Annotated in this window: 23 protein-coding genes; 20 read left to right on the top strand and 3 right to left on the bottom strand. The window is 49.1% G+C overall.

Annotated elements, in window-relative coordinates; genetic code table 11:
- Positions 1-41 precede the first annotated feature (41 nt).
- On the top strand, positions 42-1,019 hold the full coding sequence (locus DFP94_RS00815; protein WP_245954407.1) for a sugar kinase: 978 nt from the start codon (positions 42-44) through the stop codon (positions 1,017-1,019).
- Between the two features lie 377 nt (positions 1,020-1,396).
- Here DFP94_RS00815 and DFP94_RS00820 read toward each other — a convergent pair whose 3' ends face one another.
- From DFP94_RS00820 to DFP94_RS00830, 3 genes are all read right to left on the bottom strand, one after another.
- Positions 1,397-1,753 (bottom strand): hypothetical protein, encoded by a 357-nt coding sequence (locus DFP94_RS00820; RefSeq protein ID WP_114494554.1) that lies wholly within the window; start codon positions 1,751-1,753, stop codon positions 1,397-1,399.
- 1 nt (position 1,754) lies between these two features.
- Positions 1,755-2,357, bottom strand: coding sequence for an ImmA/IrrE family metallo-endopeptidase (locus DFP94_RS00825; RefSeq protein ID WP_114494555.1), 603 nt, complete (start codon positions 2,355-2,357; stop codon positions 1,755-1,757).
- Between the two features lie 146 nt (positions 2,358-2,503).
- Positions 2,504-2,860 carry a helix-turn-helix domain-containing protein gene (locus tag DFP94_RS00830; protein WP_114494556.1) on the bottom strand — a complete coding sequence of 119 codons (357 nt, stop codon included), beginning with the start codon at positions 2,858-2,860 and terminating at the stop codon, positions 2,504-2,506.
- A gap of 290 nt (positions 2,861-3,150) precedes the next feature.
- Here DFP94_RS00830 and DFP94_RS00835 point away from each other — a divergent pair, with 290 nt between their 5' ends.
- The 19 genes from DFP94_RS00835 to DFP94_RS00925 all read left to right on the top strand — a co-directional run bounded on the left by DFP94_RS00835 (position 3,151) and on the right by DFP94_RS00925 (position 17,590).
- On the top strand, positions 3,151-3,678 hold the full coding sequence (locus DFP94_RS00835; protein WP_181872983.1) for an ArpU family phage packaging/lysis transcriptional regulator: 528 nt from the start codon (positions 3,151-3,153) through the stop codon (positions 3,676-3,678).
- 251 nt (positions 3,679-3,929) lie between these two features.
- Positions 3,930-4,112 carry a hypothetical protein gene (locus DFP94_RS00840; protein ID WP_114494557.1) on the top strand — a complete coding sequence of 61 codons (183 nt, stop codon included), beginning with the start codon at positions 3,930-3,932 and terminating at the stop codon, positions 4,110-4,112.
- Positions 4,109-4,558 carry a phage tail terminator family protein gene (locus DFP94_RS00845; protein ID WP_114494558.1) on the top strand — a complete coding sequence of 150 codons (450 nt, stop codon included), beginning with the start codon at positions 4,109-4,111 and terminating at the stop codon, positions 4,556-4,558. The genes DFP94_RS00840 and DFP94_RS00845 overlap by 4 nt, the downstream gene beginning before the upstream one ends.
- The gene (locus DFP94_RS00850; RefSeq protein WP_114494559.1) at positions 4,548-4,745 is read left to right on the top strand and encodes a hypothetical protein; all 198 of its coding nucleotides are present in this window, start codon (positions 4,548-4,550) and stop codon (positions 4,743-4,745) included. Before DFP94_RS00845 ends, DFP94_RS00850 begins: the two co-directional genes overlap by 11 nt.
- Positions 4,746-4,747: 2 nt before the next feature.
- Positions 4,748-6,076, top strand: coding sequence for a phage tail sheath family protein (locus DFP94_RS00855; RefSeq protein WP_114494560.1), 1,329 nt, complete (start codon positions 4,748-4,750; stop codon positions 6,074-6,076).
- A gap of 12 nt (positions 6,077-6,088) precedes the next feature.
- Positions 6,089-6,556, top strand: a complete 468-nt coding sequence (locus tag DFP94_RS00860; protein ID WP_114494561.1) for a phage tail tube protein — start codon at positions 6,089-6,091, stop codon at positions 6,554-6,556.
- 18 nt (positions 6,557-6,574) lie between these two features.
- Positions 6,575-6,994, top strand: a complete 420-nt coding sequence (locus DFP94_RS00865; protein WP_114494562.1) for a phage tail assembly chaperone — start codon at positions 6,575-6,577, stop codon at positions 6,992-6,994.
- Positions 6,995-7,216: 222 nt separating this feature from the next.
- A complete protein-coding gene (locus tag DFP94_RS00870) occupies positions 7,217-7,729 on the top strand; it encodes a hypothetical protein (RefSeq protein ID WP_114494563.1) in 513 nt (170 codons plus the stop codon).
- Between the two features lie 63 nt (positions 7,730-7,792).
- Positions 7,793-9,916, top strand: coding sequence for a tape measure protein (locus DFP94_RS00875; protein WP_114494564.1), 2,124 nt, complete (start codon positions 7,793-7,795; stop codon positions 9,914-9,916).
- A complete protein-coding gene (locus DFP94_RS00880; RefSeq protein WP_114494565.1) occupies positions 9,913-10,614 on the top strand; it encodes a LysM peptidoglycan-binding domain-containing protein in 702 nt (233 codons plus the stop codon). The genes DFP94_RS00875 and DFP94_RS00880 overlap by 4 nt, the downstream gene beginning before the upstream one ends.
- Before the next feature lie 15 nt (positions 10,615-10,629).
- Positions 10,630-11,580: an XkdQ/YqbQ family protein gene (locus DFP94_RS00885; RefSeq protein WP_114494566.1), complete on the top strand. Its 951-nt coding sequence runs from the start codon at positions 10,630-10,632 to the stop codon at positions 11,578-11,580.
- On the top strand, positions 11,577-11,924 hold the full coding sequence (locus DFP94_RS00890; protein WP_114494567.1) for a DUF2577 domain-containing protein: 348 nt from the start codon (positions 11,577-11,579) through the stop codon (positions 11,922-11,924). Before DFP94_RS00885 ends, DFP94_RS00890 begins: the two co-directional genes overlap by 4 nt.
- On the top strand, positions 11,921-12,319 hold the full coding sequence (locus DFP94_RS00895; RefSeq protein WP_114494568.1) for a DUF2634 domain-containing protein: 399 nt from the start codon (positions 11,921-11,923) through the stop codon (positions 12,317-12,319). Before DFP94_RS00890 ends, DFP94_RS00895 begins: the two co-directional genes overlap by 4 nt.
- Complete coding sequence (locus DFP94_RS00900; protein ID WP_114494569.1) at positions 12,312-13,391, top strand: baseplate J/gp47 family protein; 1,080 nt, start codon at positions 12,312-12,314, stop codon at positions 13,389-13,391. The genes DFP94_RS00895 and DFP94_RS00900 overlap by 8 nt, the downstream gene beginning before the upstream one ends.
- Positions 13,384-13,968, top strand: a complete 585-nt coding sequence (locus DFP94_RS00905; RefSeq protein ID WP_245954409.1) for a putative phage tail protein — start codon at positions 13,384-13,386, stop codon at positions 13,966-13,968. The genes DFP94_RS00900 and DFP94_RS00905 overlap by 8 nt, the downstream gene beginning before the upstream one ends.
- On the top strand, positions 13,965-14,252 hold the full coding sequence (locus DFP94_RS00910) for a ketopantoate hydroxymethyltransferase (protein ID WP_114494570.1): 288 nt from the start codon (positions 13,965-13,967) through the stop codon (positions 14,250-14,252). Before DFP94_RS00905 ends, DFP94_RS00910 begins: the two co-directional genes overlap by 4 nt.
- Positions 14,253-16,985 carry a hypothetical protein gene (locus DFP94_RS00915; RefSeq protein ID WP_114494571.1) on the top strand — a complete coding sequence of 911 codons (2,733 nt, stop codon included), beginning with the start codon at positions 14,253-14,255 and terminating at the stop codon, positions 16,983-16,985.
- 16 nt (positions 16,986-17,001) lie between these two features.
- Entirely contained in the window at positions 17,002-17,460 is a 459-nt protein-coding gene (locus DFP94_RS00920) for a hypothetical protein (protein ID WP_114494572.1), read from the top strand.
- Complete coding sequence (locus tag DFP94_RS00925) at positions 17,453-17,590, top strand: XkdX family protein (RefSeq protein ID WP_114494573.1); 138 nt, start codon at positions 17,453-17,455, stop codon at positions 17,588-17,590. The genes DFP94_RS00920 and DFP94_RS00925 overlap by 8 nt, the downstream gene beginning before the upstream one ends.
- Positions 17,591-17,644: the final 54 nt, after the last annotated feature.

Consider the following 17,644-nt stretch of genomic DNA (forward strand, 5'->3'; position numbering starts at 1 on the left):
ATTTGTACACACCCATCTGCTGTAAAAGGAGCGAATTGAACATGAGGACTGGTATGTCTCCGGGTGAATTTGGCGGGCCGGAAGTCGTAACGTTCGGGGAATCGATGGGGCTTCTGATTTCAGCCGATATGAGAGGTCTGGAGTACGATTCCAAACTGGAAATGTCGTTTGGCGGTGCGGAGAGCAACGTCGCCATCGGGCTGGCAAGGCTGGGCTGCCGGTCCGGCTGGTTTGGACGGTTGGGGGAAGATCCGCTGGGCCGCCGAATCCACAAAACGATTCGGGGGGAAGGGGTCGATGTATCCCGAGTCAGCTTGGCCGGCGAGGCTCCGACCGGTTTGATGCTGAGGGAAAAGGCCTTTGGCAGAAGCTCAGTCTACTACTACCGCCGTCATTCAGCCGCCAGCCAGATGCGGCCGGGCGACCTGGATGAAGATTATATCGCCTCCGCCAAAATTCTGCACGTAACCGGCATCACCGCCGCATTAAGCTCTTCCAGTAAAGAAACGCTGTTTAAAGCGGTGGCCCTGGCCAAAAAGCACAGAACGAAAGTCAGCTTTGATCCGAATCTCCGGCTGAAGCTGTGGAATCTGGCAGAAGCCAGGCCTGTTCTGCTGGCGCTCGCCGAACAGGCGGATTATTTCCTGCCGGGCCTGGATGAGCTGCGGCTTCTTTATAATAAGGAGCACCTCGAAGAGATGATCCCTGAGTTAAACAAGCTGGCTGCGGTAAAGATCATCAAAGGCGGCGACCAGGTGACCTACCTATTGGAGGACGGGGAGTTGTCGAGCGTACCTTATTATCCGGTGGAGCATGTCGTCGATTCCGTCGGAGCCGGCGACGGCTTCTGCGCGGGCTTTCTGGCGGGCCTGCTTCAGGGGGATTCACACCCAGAGGCGATACGACTGGGGAACCTGATCGGTTCCATGGTTATCCAGGCCCCCGGAGACTGGGAAGGGCTACCGACCCGGGAAGAGGTCCGGAGCAAGTTGAGCGGAGTTATCCATATCGAGCGTTAGCGGATGCGAGTGCGAGTGTGCTAGAACTGATTAACTGGATTTTCTACATCTAATTTTCAGCAATTCATCCAATCTAAGAAAATAGATGGAAAACCTACAGTTATTCTTTTCTAATTTGATCAAAACAGGCTATAAAGCACAAAAGTCCAATATTTAGCGGTAGTTTTTACAGTTAGTTTGTGAAAAAAGGGGGGTTACCCCGAAATAGCTGTAGTTTTTCCATTAAAATTGTTTTAGGTAACAGAGAGAGGCGCGATTCGAGATCTAAGTTACTTGGAAAGCAAGTTGAGCAATCAGATTGGCCCCCCCACCCCAAGCTGAGTATCCACGATCTTTTCGAATCCGCCACGGCTTCTCTCTTTTACTTGCCGCTTTCTTTATTCAACCCACCCGTTTTCCATTAAGCGGTCGCCCCACTTATATTCCAACACTTCTTCCGCATCGCTGATTTGGATCACCAGCAGCGTAATGTCGGCTCCCGGATGTCGCCGGGCGAGATTCGGGAGGGAAATGCCGAGTTCCTCATCCCCATCGCGCTTCAAGACGAGATCTTCCAACAGCACGGACACCCCGATTTGGTCGTCAAACTGCTCGGGCTCGAACCGCTCAAAAGGACCCGAGAGCGGCAAGTACAATATCTCACTCCAGTCCAACTCTCCATGCTCAGTTTGAATCACAAGCTGCAAGGGGCGTATTCCATCCAAAACGAAATCGCAGTATACCGCCAAACGCACCCTATAATCCTCGCTTTCCGCTGCCGCTTAACTGGCGTTCCAGTTGGGCCAGAACGCGTTTGGTTTCCCCGGACCAGACGGAGGGACGCTGATTTTGCCGATCCGCCTCTTTGGCGGCGGCCATCAGACTGCCGTGGAGCACCCGCCGTTGGATTTGATCCAGCCTATGTTCCGCCAACTCATACGGAACGCGGAAGGTTTCGGCGAGAAAAGGAATCGCTTCACATCGCTGATCCGGAACGGGGAGCTTCGCAAACATATAAAAAGGAATAGCTGCATACAGCACGAACTGCTCGGCCTCGGATTCCTGGGCATTTTTGAATAGAACGGGCATTCTTCTCTGGTCCCCGGCATGTCTTAGAACATGGCATAATTCATGGAAAAAGATCACCCTCGCTGTCACATCGTCCGCATGCTTGTTAAGGAAAATCACCTGCTCTTCATTGTCGGAGAATGAAGGGCATTCTTCGTAAACCAATTCAACCCCAAAAGCGCGGGCTATATGTTCAATGTCATGCTCAGCGTTGCTCACGATTCCGTGTTTTAAGTATTTCCCGCTGATCCACTGCTCCAACTCGGTCTCCCGGTAGTAGGAGAATAACATAAAATCACCCCAAAAAGAGAATGTATGTTCGGTATGTATCGGAAAAGAAGGGCCCTTTGAAAGGGCCAGTATACTCATCTACGAATCTGCTTAATTGTTATTGCTTAGCCTTAAATATATTATTCGACGTTGCTGTCCGAAATCCTTTAATTTTTTTCTTTATCGCCGGTAAGCAATTTCTTTTTCTGTTCGCGGTACGCTTTCAAGGCTGCTTCCATCATAGCAATCTCGTCTGCCGTGTAAGCCTCGGGTCCGCCGTAAAAAGACATGCTCATCCCCTTCTCATAGGAAGGAGATGTGTCCTCGGTCCGTCCGAGTAAGTAGTCTCCGTTCGTGTCCAGGGCATCGACGATGCTGCGGAGCGACTCCGGATCCGGCTTGCGGTCACTCGTCTCATACCGGGACAACTGAACTATGGTCAGCCCCGCTTTAGCCGCGAGGTCTTTTTGCGTCATCTGCAGTTTTTCCCTAAGGAATTTGATTCGATCCCCAAGACTTTGCATAGAAACCCCTCTTTTTCCGTTTAGGATAGTATAACACGATATTACCAAAATGGTAAACTAATAGTTGTAAAAACTTGAACTGGAAATCAATTGACATTACCATTTCGGTAATTTATAATGGGATTATAGTTACCGAATCGGTAAAAAAGACAGAAACAATCGGGTTTTTTATTCAGTAATCTAATTTAAAAGGAAAACATGTAAGTAGTATCATGAATTTGAGGAGTATCTTATTGGTTACCAAAATGGTAACTTCATAAACAGAAATCATCATCCTGGGAGGGATCGCCGTGGGAAGAAAACGCAGCAACATTTTCTTAACCGTATTTGAAACGATGCCAATTGATTACGCAGCTACGCGGGCGGCCGTAGAGAAACGGTTGGAAGAGGTCCGGCAGTATCGGCAAGTCGGGTTTATTCGCCAGGAAGCGGGAATTACCGTTAATTACGAGCCCAGATATCATGGTACGACAAACGCGATCGGCAAGCCTGCGGAACAAACAGCGATCCGGAATGTGGACCGGGAAGCGGAGCTCATCCGCAAATCCGAACTGTTGGACAAGGCGATGAACGGGCTGACAAAAACGCAGCGTGAAGTGATCGAGCGCAGTTACTTGGACGACGAAGGAGAGTATGATTTTATCAGCTGCGGCGAAATGGGCGTTAGCGACCGGACCTACCGGCGCATCAAGGCTGATGCCATTCGGATACTGGCCGTAGCCATGATGCTGGAAGTTTACGAAGAGAACGACGGTCGGGAGGTTAGGGGGAGTCAGTGTCAAGGAAAGAGGGAAGTAGTGGTGGTCAATCATTTGTAGTCGGCTAATCGCCGGCTTTTTTTATTGGTGGAATACAAGCTTGAGTGAGGCGCTCCGTAAACCATCATCCATTCGATGACAAAAATACGAACATCAGTTCCTGTTTTTGTCCGGTATTTGCCCGATGCTTGTCCATTTGTTCGACTTCCAACGTGATAAATTTGTATTGTGGAAATGAAGTGAGACCACAACAATATACGCGAAAGCCGCTGAATATTCAGCGGTTTTTCTTTTTGGGAGGGAAGCTGAATTTGAGCACGCGAAAAAACAACAAAAATCCGCCGGCCGGAATCCTTGATGACGAAGGGGATTGGAGTCAGCCCAAATGCTGTATCGGCTGCATCTGGGGACGTTTCGAAGGAAGCAGGCAGTTTTGCAGCTTGCCTAGGTGCGTGTTGGAGGGGCATGGGCCCGGGAAGGTAATGGTGCCATGAACGAGGTTACCGTAAACCGCATTCGTGAAGGAGTTATGACTCTGCTGACTGCACGGTTTCCCGACATCGGAGTATATGGAGGAGAGCAAACGCAGGACGGACAGACTCCGCAAAGTCCCTGTTTTTTGCTCAAGCTGCTGACGGCATCGCAGGAACAGGAACTCGGAAGGCGATATAACCGAACGCTGTCTTTTCTTATTCAATATATTCCCGAAGCCGCCCAACGGGGGGCATCCCTGCATGAAACCGCAGAGTCGCTGTTTGAATTGTTCCGGGAAGCCGTAATCGACGAGACCAGATATTTTGGGAGCAAGATGAAATATGAAATCGTTGAAAAGAGTCTGCATTTTTTCTTCAGCTTTCATTTTTTGGTCTGGCAACCGGCTCCGGAAGGTCCCAAAATGCAATCTTTGGAAGAGGAGGGCCATATCAAGCATGGCAATTAAAAAAATGTTCAAGCCACGGGAGAGTCGGAATGATCCGAGGTTTTCGAAGGCCCAATTTTTAACGTCCAGTCGTTTCTCCGAAAGGGAAAAGGACGTATTGTCGATTCTACTGGATGAAGGACAGACGTATACCCCGGAGGAAGCGGAACAACAAATTCAACAATTCATGACAAGGAGAGTGAAGTAATTATGGCAGGTGGTACTTTTACTGTACAAAACAAGGTAAGACCCGGCGTTTATATTAATTTCAAATCGGAGGCGAAGCCTCTCGGGAATCTTGGGGAACGGGGGATTGCGGCTTTTCCGGCTCCGCTGCCTTGGGGAAAGAACGGCATCACGGTGCTTGAATCGGGAACTTACATGGAACAGGCTCTGTCCCAAATCGGCTTCCGGCCTACCGATAGCCGCATTCGTCATATCACGGCGGCGATGGCTCACGCGAGCAAGCTGCTGATTTACCGGATCGGAGCCGCCGGAGGCAAAAAAGCGGCCGGAACGGTTGGCAATCTAACGGCAACCGCGAAATATGCCGGTACCCGGGGCAACGATTTGCAGGTTGTAGTACAACCGAACATGGATCAGCCGGGAGCTTTTGATGTACAAACGTTGCTGGACGGCGAAGAGGTAGATCTTCAGACTGTAACCCAGGCGGAAGAATTAGCTGCAAACGGCTTTATCGATTTCAAAGGAACGGGTACGATTGCCGAAACGGCGGGACTGCTGCTGGAAGGCGGAACGGACGGGACCGGTACGGCTGGAGAATATGCCGATGCATTCGTCGCTTTTGAAGCGGAGGAGTTTAACGTGCTGGGCGTGCCCGTCACGGATTCGGCCATCAAGCAGCTTGCCGTGGCCTTTACGAAGCGGCTTCGCGAAGAAGAAGGGAACAAAATTCAAACCGTGCTTCACGATTACCCGGGAGCCGATTACGAGGGCGTAATCAGTTTGAAGAACAGCGTAATTACCTCGGACGGCATGACCGTCGATCCGGTGCATTTGCTTTGGGAGATTGCGGCGATGGAAGCTGCGGCTGATGTGAACGAATCCCTGACCTATGCGGCCATTCCGAATGCCGTTGACGTCTCTCCTAAATATACGCATTCCGAAATCGTCCGGGCCTTGAGCAACGGGGAAATGGTGCTTAGCGCATCGAACGGTCAGGCGGTGATCGAACAGGACGTTAACACGTTGAAGTCTTTTACGCCGCAAAAGGACAAGAAGTTCAGCAAAAACCGGGTGGTTCGCGTGCTGGATGCGACGGCAAACGATATCCGCAAGATTTTCAGCAAAAGTTATATCGGCAAAATCGATAACAACGCGGACGGACGGAACCTGTTGAAGGGCGAGGTTATCGCGTATCTGGAACGCCTACAGGGGCTCGGCGCGATCCAAAACTTCGATTCTCAAACCGACCTTCAGGTTCTTCCTGGGGATGATGTGGATGCAGTCATGATTTCGCTTGCGGTTCAGCCGGTAGACAGTCCGGAAAAAATCTACATGAACGTAACGGTAAAATAAGGAGGGAAATCCATGGGATATTTTAATAAGCAAGACGCCATCAGCGGCAAACAGGGCAAAGCGTACGTCATTATTGACGGCCGCAACGAGGAATTGTTTTACGCCAAAACGGTCGAAGCCACGATCGAGAAAAACAAGGTTGATGTTCCCGTGCTGGGGAAAACGAACACGCCGCAGCGTTCCGCCGGTTGGAAAGGTAGCGGCACTTTGACGATTTATTACGTTTCTTCGGCGTTCCGGCAATTGATGCGCAAATACATCCAGACCGGCACCGATTTCTGGTTCGATCTGCAAATCGTGAACGAGCAGCCCGGCAGTACGGCCGGGAAACAAACCGTCATTCTTAAGAACTGCAATCTCGACAGCGTCATCGCGGCGAAATTTGATGCTACCAGCGACGACATGCTGGATGAGGAAATGCCGTTTACGTTTGAAGATTATGACATTCTGGAGCCATTCAGCTCGATTCAGGGCGTATAAAAGGAGAGAAGAATCATTATGAGTAATTTGAGCCTGTTTTTTGCGCAAAACGTCGTGTCGGAAATTACGGATGAGGCGATCATTTCCGCCCGTTTCAAGGATGAGAAGGGCAAACCGATTCCTTGGAAGCTGCGGAGCATGACGGAGGAGGAAAACGAAGTCATTCGGAAATCCTCCCAACGCAAAATCAAGGAAAAAGGAATCGTTACGCTCGACACGAATTCGGATGAATATTTGACCAAACTGGTCGTCGCCAGCGTGGTGTTTCCCGACTTAAAAGATGCCGAGCTGCAAAAATCGTACGGGGTGCTTGGCGCCGACCAATTGCTGCGGAAAATGCTCCTGCCCGGCGAATACGCGACCTTGATGCAAAAAGTGCAGGAGATTAACGGTTTTGACAAGGACGTCAACGAACTGGCGAATGAAGTAAAAAACTGATCCAAGAGGGCGACGGGGAGGCGAACGTTGCCTACTACGCCCTCCATAAATTCCATCTCATGCCTTGGGATTTCGTAGAACTGGATCCAAGGAAAAAAGCGGCATTGATCGCCATGATTCAGGTGCGAATCCAAGCCGAGAAGAAAGCGGCGAAAAAGTAGGACAGCCTCTCTTCTAATGTGTATAATTGGAAGTAATACACGTTGCTTGAGGAGGCTGAGCATGTTTAAGCCGAAGGCTTTTGTAAAATTGGTGTCGGGGCTGCCGCTAAGAGATCCCGAAGCGTTGCTTGAACTGACGTTTGATGATGAGTTTTTGATCATTACCGAAAAACATTACGCAGGATTTAAATGGATAGTAGACAATGTATTTAAAATCCCTCATATAAATATGATTGCTTCTTCTACCGAAATAGACTTTGCACATTATTATGTGGAACAAGGAACGGAGAGAACGGTATTTTATGAAGGTATCGTCCGTCCTTATGCCGTAACGAAAACCAGCAAAGATGTAAAAAAGAAAACGGCATTATCGAGAGAATACAATATCTCTTATATTAATTCCATTGGGGAAGTCGGATTCATCAAATTTTCAACAACTTTTATGATGTTTGACGTTGCACATAAATTTAACAAGAAACTGGTAAAGAAGCAGCGAACAATCCCAAAAAGCCGTGAAGTTTTAATGTTTTATCAGCAAATGCAAGACCCTAAACATAAGGAAACCATTCTATAGGATCAAAGCACCCTCTGAGCAGAGGGTGTTTTTTATTTTCCCGGAAAGGAGGCTGATAACCTAATGACAACAATGTCTACTGCGCTCCAATTGTATGACGGAACGTCCACTGCGCTACAAATGTATGACGGGTTGTCCAGTAGGGTCCAGAGTTATTCCCGAGAAGTGAGTCAGGCGTCGTCGTTGATCAATGGAAGCGTTACGCGAACAGCCCAGCTTTTCCTGGCTATTGTGCCTATTCAAATGCAGGTAGCGGCGGCGCAGACAGAGATTCAAAAAAGCACGGAAGGAGCTGAAGAGGCTCAAAGCAGTTTCGGTGACCGGATCAAGAAAATGGGGACCAACGTAGTCGATGTATTTAAAAAGGCCAAATCGGCCGTCGATCAGTTGAAGCCCGCCATGGATTTTAGCGATGCCTACGTGAATACCTTTTACCGACTGGATTCCGTGAACGATAAGTTGCAAACCTCAAAGCAACTTCATGATAAGGTGTTTGCTGCTGCCCAGAGAAGCAGGGGCGATTACATGAGCATGGCTTCCAGCGTGGCCGAGATGGGAAAGGCGGCTCCCAAAGCCTTTAAAACCAATGATGAAATGATTGCTTTTCAGGAGCTATTGAACAAATCGTACAAAGTCGAAGGGAAAAGCGAATCCGACCAAAAAAGCGGAACAGGCAAGCTGACCCAAGTCATGGCCGCAGGGAAATTTCAAGGCAGCGATTTTAGCTCCATGACGGAGTATGCCCCGATGCTGGCCGATGCGGTATCCAAATATACCGGAAAAACCAAGCAGGAGCTTCAAGCTTTATCTGGCAGCGGTGCTCTGTCTTCGGACGTAATCAAGAACGCCATGTTTTCCGCGACCGATGAGATCAACGGTAAGTTCTCTCAGGTGCCTAAGACGTTTAGCGATCATTTTACGAGCCTGAAGAATACGGCCATTCGCAACCTTGATCCGATCATTAGCAAGGTTAGCGAGATTTTGAACAGTCCCGCGGTCGCTTCGTTTATGACGGGGCTGCAAACCGGGTTGAATATGGTATTCTCATTATTCGATCCGTTAATTGCGGGAGCGGAACAGTTTGCTGGGGTGCTGCAAAATAATTTGCCGATTGTGTGGGGACTGTTGTCCGGGATATCGGCATTTTTAATTGGATTGGCCATGCGACAGATTCCTAATTTAATAATCGGGTTGTGGAACATGATTCCGCCACTCATTACACAGGCTATTACTTGGCTTGCCATAAATTGGCCGATTTTGCTTATTGCGGCACTAATTGGGATACTGGTCGCAGCCTTGATGTATTTCGGCGTTTCTGCGCAGGAAGTAGTTGGGGTCGTATTCGCGGTGTTTTATGCCCTTTATGCAAATATTTACAATATTATCGCTTTACTGTATAACTTGTTTGCTTCCTATGCCGAGTTCTTGATTAATTTGTTCATTGACCCGGTATATGCCATTAAAAAGCTGTTTTACGATCTGGTAATGACGTTTGGAAACTTCATGTATAATATGCTGCGCTCCGCCGAGGACTTTGCCGGGGGGTTTATGAAGACTATCCTTGCTGGAATTAACGGCGCGTTGAAGGGTTTTAACTGGCTGGTCGAAAAGGTGAACGGAATTTTTGGAACCGATTTTGCCACTGCTCAATTGCTGGATGAAACCAATATTCATGCGTTAAGCGATAAATTTAAAGGCATGATGGACGTTGAAGCGCCGGTTAGCGATAAAAGTATCGTTAGTCTAAAGCGGATGGAATATAAAAATATCAATGAATTCTCAAAAAAAGGTTATTCGGGTGGTTTAAAATTTTCAGACCAGCTGAAAAATGGTGCAGGAAAAATCGGCGATAAATTCAAAAATCCGGCTGGCGAGCTCGACGTGAGCGCAAGTCCGTTTGCGGGCAATTCTTTCGGCGCCGGCTCAGCGTCCAATATCCCGAATGTCGGGAAGGTAGACCGGGTCGGGGGCGTGGATGAAGAAGTCGCGATAAGCAGCGAGGATTTGAAAATGATGCGGGAACTGGCCGAGATGAAATCGATCCAGAATTTCGTGTCCTTGACGCCTACCGTCCAAGTGACGACGGGGCCGGTTACTAATGGAGCGGACATCGATACGATCGTGGCGAAAATCGAGCAATCGCTGGATGAAGAAATCTCTTCATCGGCCGCGGGGGTGTATGCATGAGTGAGTATTCATTGACGTTGTCCGTTAACCAAGACGCGGAAGAAATCCTGCTTCCTGTGCTCCCGGAAAAAATCGAATTTTCCGAATCCGGCAACGGCAAAACCTATGAAATCTCCGGCCTGGGGGAAATCAATGTCATTAAAAACATGAAGCTGATGGAGATTTCCTTCGAAGGGCTGCTCCCTGCTAGCTGGTTTCCCGGAGCAAACGTGCCTCGGAACAAAACCTGGTTCTCGCCTTCCCACTATCTCATCACGATTCAGAAATGGCGCCGCCGGAAGCTGCCTGTCAAGCTTGTCGTCAATTTGTCCGGCATGGAAATCAGCTTGCATGTGAGCATTGAAAAATTCACCTGGTCGGAAAGCGGCGGGGCAGTCGGAGATATCCAATACCAGATCTCATTAAAGGAATACCGCCCTTATTCGGCCAAAAAAGTGCAGGTTTCCGAACCTGATAAACAGCAAGCCGGAGGAACGGGGAACACGGCTCCAGCCAATACGGCTAACAGTGCTCCTCCACGTCCGGATACCCGGATACCGCCGAAAACCTATACCTTGGTTGCCGGAGATTCATTATGGAAGGTAGCCAAGCGATTTTTGGGAGACGGCTCCAAATACAAGCAGATTCAAAGTCTTAACGGGATTAAAGACAGCGAGCTCAAAAAGCTGCCGGTAGGCAAAGTTATCAAACTGCCGTGATAAGGGGAGATTCATATGCTTGAAGTTTTGCTCGACAACAAAGACGGAACCGTATGGGACATCTCCGAGCTCGTCAGCGATGCCTCCTGGAAAACATCCCGGATCGGCAAGCCGGGCAGTTTTGATTTTTCGCTGATTGCCGACGACAACCTGAAGATCGAAAACGGGGATGTGGTCCGTTCCAAATGGGACGGGGCGCCGATTTTTTACGGATATGTATTTACGATAGGCAGCAGTCAAGAAGAGCAGATCAGCGTGAAATGCTACGACCAGATCCGGTACTTGTCCTCCAGCGAAACGTATGTGCTTAAAAACATTACCGCCGCCGCGGTCATAAAACGGATCGCCGACGATTTTGGCCTGAAATGGGGCCATATTGCCGATACGAAATACAAGATTGAATCCCTGATCGAGGATCAGAAATTGATCGATACGATCTGTAAAGCATTGGACCATACGGTCGTCAACACGGGCATTATTTATAATTTTTATGACGATTTTGGCGCTTTGGCCTTGCGGGATGCAAAGGAGATGCGACTGGATCTTGTCATCGGCGAGGAAAGTCTGATGTACGGGTATTCTTACGAAAAAAGCATCGATAACGACACGTATAACCGCATCAAGCTGGTTCGGGAAAATCAGGAAACCGGCGGCAAGGACATTTATGTATCCCAGGACAGCGACAATATTGCCAAATGGGGACGGCTGCAACTGCTGCAAAAAATAGATGCCAACAAAAACGAGGCACAGATTGCGCAATTGCTCGACACGCTCAGCCAGTTGAAAAACCGGGAAACTAAAAAACTGAAGCTGGATGCACTGGGAAATCCTACGGTTCGCGCTGGTTCCTATATCGCCGTTCATATCGCGGCATTAGGCATCGACCAGTATTTTTTGGTGGACGAATGCTCGCACAGTTTTAGCGGCGAAGAGTACACGATTAGCATGGAATTGAAGGTGATATGATGGCGCTTGGCGATAAAATACGAAAGCTTGGCAGTGAAGCGGTTGGCGCCGGCAATCCGGTGGCCGTCCTGTTCGGGACGGTAACCCGCGCTCATCCTCTCGAAGTGAACGTGGATCAACGGTTCACGTTTGATGAGGATTTTTTGATTTTAACGGAATCTCTGCAAAGGTATGAACTGGACTTGAAGCACACTCATCTTCTTCCCGGCAGTGAAGCGACGAAGGAGGCATTGACCGATAAGATCGTGATCCGGGCCGGTTTGCAAAAAGGGGATGTCGTGCTGCTGCTTCGCGTCCAAGGCGGTCAAAAATACGTCGTATGGGACAAGGTGGTGAAGCCATGATTCCGATCGGCAGCAGTTTGACCGGCGAGATGCAAATTGTCCGGGAAACCAGCCGGACCTATCATTTAGATCTTCAGCGCAAAAAGATCGCCGGATTCACCGATGGCCTGGATGCGGTTAAGCAAGCGTGTCTTAAAATCTTTCAAACGGAGAGGTTCGCCCATATTATTTATGACAGCAATTACGGATTCGAAAGCTGGGGCTTGATCGGACGACCGTCAGGTTATGTTCGGGCCGAGCTCAAGCGGCGGATTACCGAAGCTCTGCTTCAGGATGATCGGATATCCGAGGTTTTGGACTTTGAAATCGCCATCACTGGGGATGAAGCCGTCGCCGGCTTCACGGTGCATACGATTTTTGGCGACTTTAGAACGGAGGTGAACGCCCATGGTTGAACATGAATCTTTTGAAGCGATTCTGTCCCGCATGCTCGGGAGGGTTCCGGACTCGATAGACAGACGCCCCGGCAGTATTATCTATGATGCATTGGCTCCCGCTGCCGCGGAATTGGCGCAAATGTATATTGAACTGGAAAGCAATCAAAATCTATCTTTTGCCGATACGGCTACCGGCGAATTTTTGGATCGCCGCACGCAGGAGTTCGGAATCCAGCGGGAAGCGGCTACAACGTCTAAGCGAAAAGGTCTTTTTTTCGCATCGGGGAGCATTCCCTTGGATGTGCCGATCGGCACCCGCTTTTCATTGAATGAGGTGAATTATACGGTGATCGGTAAAATATCGTCTGCGGAATGGATGCTGGAATGCGAAACGGCCGGCACGTTGGGTAACCGTGATTACGGTACGCTGCTGCCGGTCGACTACGTGGAAGGACTGGCTCGCGCGGAGCTTTCCGAATTGCTGGTGCCCGGAGAGGATGCCGAAACCGATGAAGCTTTGCGCCAGCGCTATCTGGAATATGTGAATGAGCAGCCGTTTGGCGGCAATGTCGCGGATTACAAGCAAAAGCTGAATGCGATCGACGGGGTGGGCGGCGTCAAAATATTTCCGGCATGGGACGGCGGAGGCACCGTTAAAGCCACCATCATTACCACCGATTATGCACCGCCGTCCGCGGCATTGATCGCTGAAGTACAGACCCGGATCGACCCGGAAGTAAACGGAGGCCAAGGCATCGGGCTGGCGCCGATCGGGCACCGGGTCACGATCACCGGGGCCGGAGGGGTGGCCGTTGCGGTTTCGGCTGTGGTTACGCTGGCCGCCGGGACAACCATCGGGCAGGTACGCAGCGACATCGAAGCTTCTATGGCTTCTTACCTGCTCCAGCTCCGGCAAAATTGGGCGGCCGAGTCGGCGCTTGTTGTACGTGTCGCCCAGTTGGAGGCACGGATGTTGACCGTCCCCGGTGTAGTCGATGTTTCCAAAACGACGCTGAACGGCTCTTCCGGCAATCTGGTCTTGGGGAGCGAGCAAATCCCTGTTCTCGGGGAGGTCGTACTTAGTGAATAGACTGATGGAATATTTGCCGGAATTTTATCACGATATAGTGGACCTAGTGGAATTGACTCAGGTGGAATCGCAGGAATTGATTGAAGTCCAGGAAGCTATGGACCGGCTGCTGGACGATCAGTTCGTGTTGTCTGCCTCCGAACAGGCCATCAAGCGCCGCGAGAAAATGCTCGGCATTCAGGCTGATCCCCAAACGGAAAGTCTTGAATTCCGGCGAAAACGCCTGATTAACCGTTACTCCACCAAGCCGCCGTTTACGATGCGTTATTTGCAGCAACGGCTGGATTTTTTGGTGGGCAGCGGGATGACTTTGGTCGGCGTCGATCACGCCAACTATGTGTTGACGGTTACGGCGAATATCGACAACGCGGATGTGTTCAAGGAAGTGGAACGAACCGTAAGCGTCATTAAGCCGGCGAATCTGATCTACCGGCAGAAGACTTCGCTTGGCGATGTCATTGCTTTCCAAGAAGAAATCTCCGCACGGCCGATTAATTGGGTCTACAAATTGGACGGGACTTGGAGATTGGGCGACAAAGCCTTTACCGAGCTGGGTCCGGAGGTGACGGTAAAATGATGAACAGTTCTTTTCTCAACGAAATCGCAAATTATACTAACGCAAAAATAGCCAAAGTGATATTGAACGATACCGTGGAAATCACCGATTTCACGGTCAAGCAGGTGAACGAGTCCACCATCGGGATGCAGTACATGATTTCCGCTTCACGAGTCGAGCTCGTGACCAAAATCGAGCTGGCCGATGCCTCGGGGCAACCGCTCAGCACGAACGAAGTCTATGTGCCGATCGCCTCGGACACCTTGCTGCTCCACACCATTCAAGTAAAGGAGGTTGCTTCCTAAATGGCAAAAACCGATTGGAACCTGCACGACACCGTACAGCCGCAGGACATGAACGCGCTGGGAAGCGAAATCAATAGCCAGGGCACGGAAATTTCGATGTTGGAGGACCGTCTAAATATCGCCGAATATGAAGACATCACCTTGCAGCCCGGGCTGCAGGTGATCAACGCCAAGAGGGATTCCCGCTTTCGGCTGGGGGAGATTAAGGGGCGGACTTTGATTAATCTTCTTTCTTGGGGAGGATGTGAATCACTTCAATCGTGGCCTAACGACGGAAGGTTTTCGCTCGATACGACCAGCAAGGTTGAAGGGAATTCCAGTATTAAGGTGACGATATCTCAAGGAGATCCGTACGCCGACCTTTATCAAAGAGTAGAATATGATCCGGGTAAATGTTACGTTGCAGTAGGGGCATTAAAAGTACCTAGCGGTATCCAGGCCCGAATTAGAGTGGCTGAGTTAGGGAAGGAAATAACCTCGGAAATTATACAAAGTTCAACGGGAGACAAGTTTAAAACTGTATTTTTTCGAGTGCCACGGAACGCAGTTCCCGGAGCTACGGCAGTATATTTCGGAGCTGTATTCGTAGGTCCGTCGGGGTACGCAGGAAATGCTGATGCATTAAGGATATACGAAATATCGTCGAGCGAATATGCCGCACTTGACGGGATGACTCCTGAGCAAGTCGCCGCGAAGTACCCGTATATATCGACCGGTATGATCGGTGTTGATAATCCGTACGCAATCCGATACGGGGAAAATTTGCTGCCGCCGTTTTATGAGTGGCGGAATGCAAATACCGAGGGAAGATCGAAAATCACAGGCCCCTACTCACTTGAAACGCAGGGGGAGCAGGGAGCGGGATTCTGGTTCGAGGTCGATATCCCAGCTGTTGAGAAGGAAACCTATTCATTATCCGGAGAGAATAGTGAGTCCAATAAATTGTATGCGATCGCAATCAACGAGGCAAAAATAGCTGTTGTTCCTGATTACTTAATGAATACTTTTACAACGCCATCCGGAACAAAGTATTTACGTGTTTATGTGAATACTGATACATCACCTAATGTCGTCAAGTTTAATAATCCGATGCTCGTTATCGGATCCAATAGTAAGCCGTTCAAACCACGCTGGGACACAATGCTCGCATTCCACACTGAATTACACGCGAGTCCAGTCGACGGGAGTGATCCCGACGTATTGTTCGAGAAAGAGGGGCAATATTTCAGATTGGCAAAGTGGGGCAAGAAAACTTTAAATAATTTCTCCGGATGGCTGTCGGCGCAAGCTCGACCGGGATATAAAGTTTTCGCCTGTCCCCTGCCAAATGCGAAAACCTATTCTCAAACTGTCGTAAAGTACAATGGCGCCCCCTTGAAGAACACTCTTCCTGACAACTGGATTTCCGGCGACCTCGCTATTGTATTTGACAATTATCTTTATTTGTCCGTGAGTAACTCGGATAGCGGATGGGGTGAAGCAGATGCAGTCTATGAGTTCAACGGAGATGGTTCCACGGTAAAATTTATGTTGCCAGCACCACCAACGGGGCTTTGGGTTATGTCGGAAACTGTGACAGCGAGAGTCGACAACACTCCCGTTAGTGTAACATCCGTCAACGAGCGGGAATTTACAGTCGCGGCAGCTCCGGCCTCGGGGAAGAAACTCGTCGTTAATTACAAAATCTCGTATGTGCCGATAGAGGACGAGATTAAGGCATATTTTAACGGGTGGGTGATGACATCTCAGGAAACTTGGAATACAACCTATGAACAATATAGCGGGATCGGAACCAAGGGATGGCTTAAACGCTATGTCGGAATTGGAACTCCTATTACTACCTCAAAGATAGGTGTTTTTGAGGCTGGTTCTGGAAATTCTGGCTATATTTTGCCGACAACCGTAATTAATTCTAGGTGGACACCCTATCAGATCCTATACCGTCTCGCAAAGGAAACCGTCGAACCAGTCGTTTCGGAAGGCTGCCTGACGCTGCTCGAAGGGGATAACCTTGTCGAAGTCAGCACAGGGATTGTGTTGCGTGAGAAGGCAAATCCTAGCAATGTAAGTAATCAGAATCTGTGGGCAGTTATTAATCATAAACCAACACTAAGCTCAAAATTAAATTTCTCTGTTGATTCCTTTATTACAGTATATAATGAAAATCAAAAAACAAATGATTTCCGCCATATGAAGACTGATGTTTACTCATTTGGAAAGGAATATTTAGACAGACCATGGACAGAATTCGATCAAAATGCAACATATTCCGTTACTTACCTTAAGCTCGATAAATCACCGATTCAGCCGTTTACTGGCACACTGGCCACGAATGAAAATGCGCAGATTAGTGACTTGACTGCTGGAGTAGCCGAAGCTTTACTGCGGGTAAGCGTGGTGGAGCAGAAAAAGGCGGAGAAGGATTCGCCTGGGTGGATCACGCCGACGTTGTTAAATGGAGCGGGGCAAGGTTCGGATCCTGTCCGCTATAAAAAAAATACAAATTCGATGGTCGTAGTTACTGGGATTTTCGTTGCTAAAGCCGTATCTACTGTCTTTAAACTTCCAGTCGGGTATCGACCTGCCAATGTTTGTCGGTTTATCACACTGTCGTCAAATGTAGGCCAAATCGTACCTGCATATGTTGATGTATATCCGAATGGCAATGTTAATGTTGCTAATTTTGGTCCGGATTACGTCAGTTTTGAAGGCGTCATGTTCTTGGTAGAGTAATAAGGGAGGGATAACGTTGAAAGCAGTAAGTAAAGTAGATTCAGAAGGCCTCTTTATAGAGGACACAATCATGGACGATGCCTTCTCCGGTGTCGTCCCTTTTTATTCCCAATTTGAAAAAATTGAAGAGAAAGTAGCCCATCAACCCGTCGGCTACATCGTCGGGATTCCGGTTCCACCCGGTCTTTTTCACCCGCGATTTGATCTGGCAGCTTGGGAGAAACGAGAGCAAGATGAGGCCCAAAACCCTTCAACGTATTGGAAAGAAGGTCTCTCGCCCGAAGAAATCGAGGAGCTAACCAGACCGCTTCCCCAAGGGCCGACTGAACTTGATCGCATGGGTGCCGAGTTGGTGGCCCGTGAGCTTGAAGCATTAGAGCTTATACTTCAGAACGAAGCGCTCGGAGCGCAGATTGTTGGTTTGGAACTGCGTTTATTGAGCGTAGAAAATCAAGGAGGGACGACGAATGTTTGAAAACGATTTTGAGCGTTTGAAGTACTACTATGAGAAAAAATGGGCCAAGGAACCTCAACTCCGGCAATATGTTTCGTTCGGAGTAATTACTCCCGGAGAGTTTGAACTTATCACGGGTATTTCCTACTAATTCTCTGCTAGGCTATTAGGTTGTCATTTAGCCTATGGATGGCCGCTCTCTTGT

It is taken from the genome of Fontibacillus phaseoli, from assembly GCF_003337355.1.
Lineage (GTDB): Bacteria > Bacillota > Bacilli > Paenibacillales > Paenibacillaceae > Fontibacillus > Fontibacillus phaseoli.

Excerpts from the sequence above, each read along its gene's own strand:
- DFP94_RS00815 (WP_245954407.1), top strand. The coding sequence starts at position 42 with ATGAGGACTGGTATGTCTCCGGGTGAATTTGGCGGGCCGGAAGTCGTA.
- DFP94_RS00825 (WP_114494555.1), bottom strand. The coding sequence starts at position 2,357 with ATGTTATTCTCCTACTACCGGGAGACCGAGTTGGAGCAGTGGATCAGC.
- DFP94_RS00830 (WP_114494556.1), bottom strand. The coding sequence starts at position 2,860 with ATGCAAAGTCTTGGGGATCGAATCAAATTCCTTAGGGAAAAACTGCAG.
- DFP94_RS00845 (WP_114494558.1), top strand. The coding sequence starts at position 4,109 with ATGAACGAGGTTACCGTAAACCGCATTCGTGAAGGAGTTATGACTCTG.
- DFP94_RS00850 (WP_114494559.1), top strand. The coding sequence starts at position 4,548 with ATGGCAATTAAAAAAATGTTCAAGCCACGGGAGAGTCGGAATGATCCG.
- DFP94_RS00855 (WP_114494560.1), top strand. The coding sequence starts at position 4,748 with ATGGCAGGTGGTACTTTTACTGTACAAAACAAGGTAAGACCCGGCGTT.
- DFP94_RS00860 (WP_114494561.1), top strand. The coding sequence starts at position 6,089 with ATGGGATATTTTAATAAGCAAGACGCCATCAGCGGCAAACAGGGCAAA.
- DFP94_RS00865 (WP_114494562.1), top strand. The coding sequence starts at position 6,575 with ATGAGTAATTTGAGCCTGTTTTTTGCGCAAAACGTCGTGTCGGAAATT.
- DFP94_RS00870 (WP_114494563.1), top strand. The coding sequence starts at position 7,217 with ATGTTTAAGCCGAAGGCTTTTGTAAAATTGGTGTCGGGGCTGCCGCTA.
- DFP94_RS00875 (WP_114494564.1), top strand. The coding sequence starts at position 7,793 with ATGACAACAATGTCTACTGCGCTCCAATTGTATGACGGAACGTCCACT.
- DFP94_RS00880 (WP_114494565.1), top strand. The coding sequence starts at position 9,913 with ATGAGTGAGTATTCATTGACGTTGTCCGTTAACCAAGACGCGGAAGAA.
- DFP94_RS00885 (WP_114494566.1), top strand. The coding sequence starts at position 10,630 with ATGCTTGAAGTTTTGCTCGACAACAAAGACGGAACCGTATGGGACATC.
- DFP94_RS00890 (WP_114494567.1), top strand. The coding sequence starts at position 11,577 with ATGATGGCGCTTGGCGATAAAATACGAAAGCTTGGCAGTGAAGCGGTT.
- DFP94_RS00895 (WP_114494568.1), top strand. The coding sequence starts at position 11,921 with ATGATTCCGATCGGCAGCAGTTTGACCGGCGAGATGCAAATTGTCCGG.
- DFP94_RS00900 (WP_114494569.1), top strand. The coding sequence starts at position 12,312 with ATGGTTGAACATGAATCTTTTGAAGCGATTCTGTCCCGCATGCTCGGG.
- DFP94_RS00910 (WP_114494570.1), top strand. The coding sequence starts at position 13,965 with ATGATGAACAGTTCTTTTCTCAACGAAATCGCAAATTATACTAACGCA.
- DFP94_RS00915 (WP_114494571.1), top strand. The coding sequence starts at position 14,253 with ATGGCAAAAACCGATTGGAACCTGCACGACACCGTACAGCCGCAGGAC.
- DFP94_RS00925 (WP_114494573.1), top strand. The coding sequence starts at position 17,453 with ATGTTTGAAAACGATTTTGAGCGTTTGAAGTACTACTATGAGAAAAAA.